Here is a 4,035-nt window from a genome sequence, read left to right as displayed (position 1 = left end):
CGCTGGAGGCGTTGCCGCTGACGGCGAACGGCAAGCTCGACCGCAAGGCCCTGCCGGCTCCCGAGCACGGTGCGGGCGGAGGCCGGGCCCCGGCGACGGTGCGGGAGGAACTGCTGTGCCGGGCCTTCGCGGAGGTGCTCGGCCTGGAGAGCGTCGGCGTGGACGACGACTTCTTCGCCCTCGGTGGGCATTCGTTGCTGGCGGTGCGGCTGGTCAGCCGGGTCAGGGCGCTGGTGGGGGTGGAGCTGGCGTTGTCGGAGCTGTTCGAGGCCCCGACCGTGGCCGCGCTGGCCGCCCGGCTGGATGCGGCCGGCTCGGCCCGTGCTCCGCTGACGGCGGTGGAGCGGCCGGAGCGGGTGCCGCTGTCGTACGCGCAGCGGCGGTTGTGGTTCATCAGGGAGCTTGAGGGGCCGAGCGCCACTTACAACATCCCGATCGTGCTCCGGCTGCACGGCGACGTGGACGCCGAGGCGCTCGGGGCGGCGTTGCGGGACGTGGTCGAGCGGCACGAGGTGCTGCGGACGGTGTACCCGGTCGCCGACGGGGAGCCCTACCAGCGCGTGCTCGGGACCGACGAGCTGGCGTGGGAACTGGGGCGGGGAACGGTCGAGGACCTGGACTCCCTGGTCGGATACGCCTTCGATCTTGCCTCGGAGGCGCCGATCCGGGCCTGGTTGATCGAGGACGGGCCGGACGAGCGGGTCCTGGTGGTGGTGATCCACCACATCGCCAGTGACGGCTGGTCGCGGGCGCCGCTGGCTCGGGACGTTTCGGCGGCTTATGCGGCGCGGTGCGCCGGGCGGGCTCCTGAGTGGGACGCGCTGCCGGTCCAGTACGCCGACTACGCGCTGTGGCAGCGGGAACTCCTCGGCGACGAGAGCGACCCAGGCAGCGTGATCTCCCAGCAGGTCGCGTACTGGCGCGAAACCCTGGCCGGCGCACCGGAAGAGCTGGAACTGCCGGTCGACCGGCCGCGTCCGGCGGTGACCTCCTATCGCGGGCACACGGTGCCGATCGAGGTGCCGGCCGACGTGCACGCCCGCCTGACCCAGGTGGCCAGGGACGAGGACGTGACCACGTTCATGGTCGTCCAGGCCGCACTGGCCGTCCTGCTGTCCCGGCTCGGCGCCGGCACCGACATCCCGATCGGAACCGCCAACGCAGGACGCACCGACGAAGCCCTCGACAACCTGGTGGGCTTCTTCATCAACACCCTCGTCCTGCGCACCGACCTGTCCGGGAACCCGGCCTTCCGCGACCTGCTGAGCCGGGTGCGCGAGCGCAGCCTGGCCGCGTTCGCGCACCAGGACGTGCCGTTCGAGCGGCTGGTCGAGGAGCTGGCCCCGGCCAGGTCGATGGCCCGGCACCCGCTGTTCCAGGTCATGCTGACCCTGGAGAACACCGGCGAGGCCCGGCTCGACCTGCCCGGCGTGCGGGCCGGGCGGATGGCGGCCGGCGCTCCGGTGGCCAAGTTCGACCTGGAGGTGCTGCTCGGTGAGGCGTTCGACGCCCAGGGCGGGCCCGCGGGCGTGCGGGGGTCGCTGGTGGCCTCCGCCGACCTCTTCGACCGGGCCTCGGCCGAGCGGCTGAGCGAACGCCTGACGCGCGTGCTGGCCCTGCTGGTCGCCGAGCCGCGCACCCGCCTGAGCGCCGTGGACGTCCTCGGCGCAGGGGAACGCCACCAGGTGCTGGAGACGTGGAACGACACGGCGGGCCAGGCGGCCGGCTCGTCCCTGGTGGAGCTCTTCGAGGCCCAGGCCCGGCGCACGCCCGGCGCCCCGGCGGTCGTCGGGGACGGCGTCGAGCTCTCGTACGCCGAGCTGGACGAACGAGCGAACCGGCTGGCGCGCGCTCTGGTGGCGCGGGGCGTGCGGGCGGAGTCCGTGGTGGGCGTCTGCCTGGACCGGGGCGCCGCCTGGGTGGTCGCGGTGCTCGGCGTGCTCAAGGCCGGCGGCGCGTTCCTGCCGATGGACCCGGCGTACCCGGCCGAGCGGATCGCGTACGCGCTGGCGGACGCGGGAGCGGCGCACGTCGTGACCTCCCGCGAGCTGACGGACCGGCTGCCGGACGGGCCGGCGCGGGTGGTCGTGGACGCCCCCGCCGTGGACGCGGAACCGGGTGGCTCGCTGGACGAGGCCGAGCGGGGACGGCTCGGGCCGGACTCCGCGGCGTACGTCATCTACACCTCGGGTTCGACCGGGCGGCCCAAGGGCGTGGTGGTCACCCACGGCGGCGCGGTGAACCTGCTCGCGGCCGGCGGCTGGGAGAGCGGGCCGGGCGACCGGGTGCTGCAGTTCGCGTCGCCCGGGTTCGACGCGGCCTGCTGGGAGGTGCTGGCGGCGTTGTGGTCGGGCGGCTGCCTGGTGGTGGCCGACGCGGCGAACCTGCTGCCGGGGGCGGGGCTGGCCGACGTGGTCCGCCGGTTCGGGGTGTCGCACCTGCTGGTGCCGCCCTCGCTCCTGGGCGTGATGGGCACGGCGGAGCTGGCCGGAGTGCGCACGCTGGTGGCCGGCGGCGAGGCCCTGGGCGCCGACCTCGTGGCGCGCTGGGGCGAGGGGCGGCGGCTGGTCAACGCGTACGGGCCGACCGAGGTCACGGTGTGCGCGACGCTGACCGACGACCTGGCCGCCGGACGCGAGGTGACGATCGGCGGGCCGCGGCTCAACGTGCGCGCCTACGTGCTGGACGAGTGGCTGTCGCCGGTGCCGCCCGGCGTGCCGGGCGAGCTCTACCTGGCCGGGCCGCAGGTGGCGCGCGGTTACGCCGGACGCCCGGGACTGACCGGGGAACGGTTCGTGGCCGACCGGTTCGGCCCGGCCGGCGGCCGGATGTACCGGACCGGCGACCGGGTGCGCTGGGACGAGGCGGGCCGCCTGGTGTTCGCCGGCCGATCCGACGACCAGGTGAAGATCCGCGGCTTCCGCATCGAGCCGGGCGAGGTGCGGGCGGTGCTGGCCGCGCATCCGCTGGTGGCGCAGGCGGCGGTCGTGGTCCGCGAGGACGTCCCGGGAGACCGGCGGCTGGTCGGCTACGTCGTCCCGAGGGAGGCGGGCACGGACCCGGCCGAGCCGGTACGCGCCTTCGCGGCCGAGCGGCTGCCCGCGTACCTGGTGCCGGCCGCGATCGTGACCCTGCCCGCCCTGCCCGTGACCACCAGCGGCAAGCTGGACCGCGCGGCGCTGCCCGCGCCCGAGTACGGCGCCGCCAGGGGACGAGGGCCGGCCGACGCCCGCGAGGAGTTGCTGTGCGGCGTGTTCGCGCAGGTGCTCGGGCTGCCGCAGGTGGCGGTCGACGACGACTTCTTCGCCCTCGGCGGGCATTCGCTGCTGGCGGTGCGGCTGGTCAGCCGGGTGCGGTCGGTGCTGGGCGTGGAGCTGCCGTTGCGGGCCCTGTTCGAGGCGCCGACGGTGGCCGCGCTGGCGGCCCGGCTCGACGACGCCGGCGCCGCTCGCCTGCCGCTCACCCCCGGGCGGCGTCCCGAGCGGGTGCCGCTGTCGTTCGCGCAGCGCCGGCTGTGGTTCCTCAACCGGCTCGAAGGCCCGAGCGCGACCTACAACGTGCCGATCGTGCTGCGGCTCGGCGGCGACGTGGACCTCGACGCGCTGGGCGCGGCGCTGCGCGACGTGATCGAGCGGCACGAGGTGCTGCGCACGGTCTTCCCCGTCGCGGACGGCGAGCCGTACCAGCGGGTCCTGACCCCGGACGAGCTGACCTGGGAGCCGGTCAGGGGAACGATCGAGGACCTGGACGCCGCGGTCGGGCACGCCTTCGACCTGGGCTCCGAGGTGCCGATCCGGGCCTGGCTGCTCGACGCCGGCGCGGACGAGCACGTGCTGGTGGTCGTGGTGCACCACATCGCCGGCGACGGCTGGTCCATGGCGCCGCTGGCCAGGGACGCCTCTGTCGCGTACGCGGCGCGCAGGGAAGGGCGGGCGCCCGAGTGGGACGCGCTGCCCGTTCAGTACGCCGACTATGCGCTCTGGCAGCGGGAGCTTCTGGGCGATGAGGATGATCCGGACAGCCTGATCGCCACCC

1 protein-coding gene is annotated in these 4,035 nt (G+C 75.2%); it reads left to right on the top strand.

Translation table 11 applies throughout. The features are described 5' to 3' along the window. A partial coding sequence (locus ABFX54_RS56090; RefSeq protein ID WP_346115521.1) for an amino acid adenylation domain-containing protein occupies positions 1-4,035 on the top strand: 4,035 nt, incomplete at both ends.

The sequence above is a fragment of the Nonomuraea maheshkhaliensis genome (assembly GCF_039529435.1).
Lineage (GTDB): Bacteria > Actinomycetota > Actinomycetes > Streptosporangiales > Streptosporangiaceae > Nonomuraea > Nonomuraea maheshkhaliensis.
This window is presented reverse-complemented; position numbering and strand designations above follow the sequence as displayed.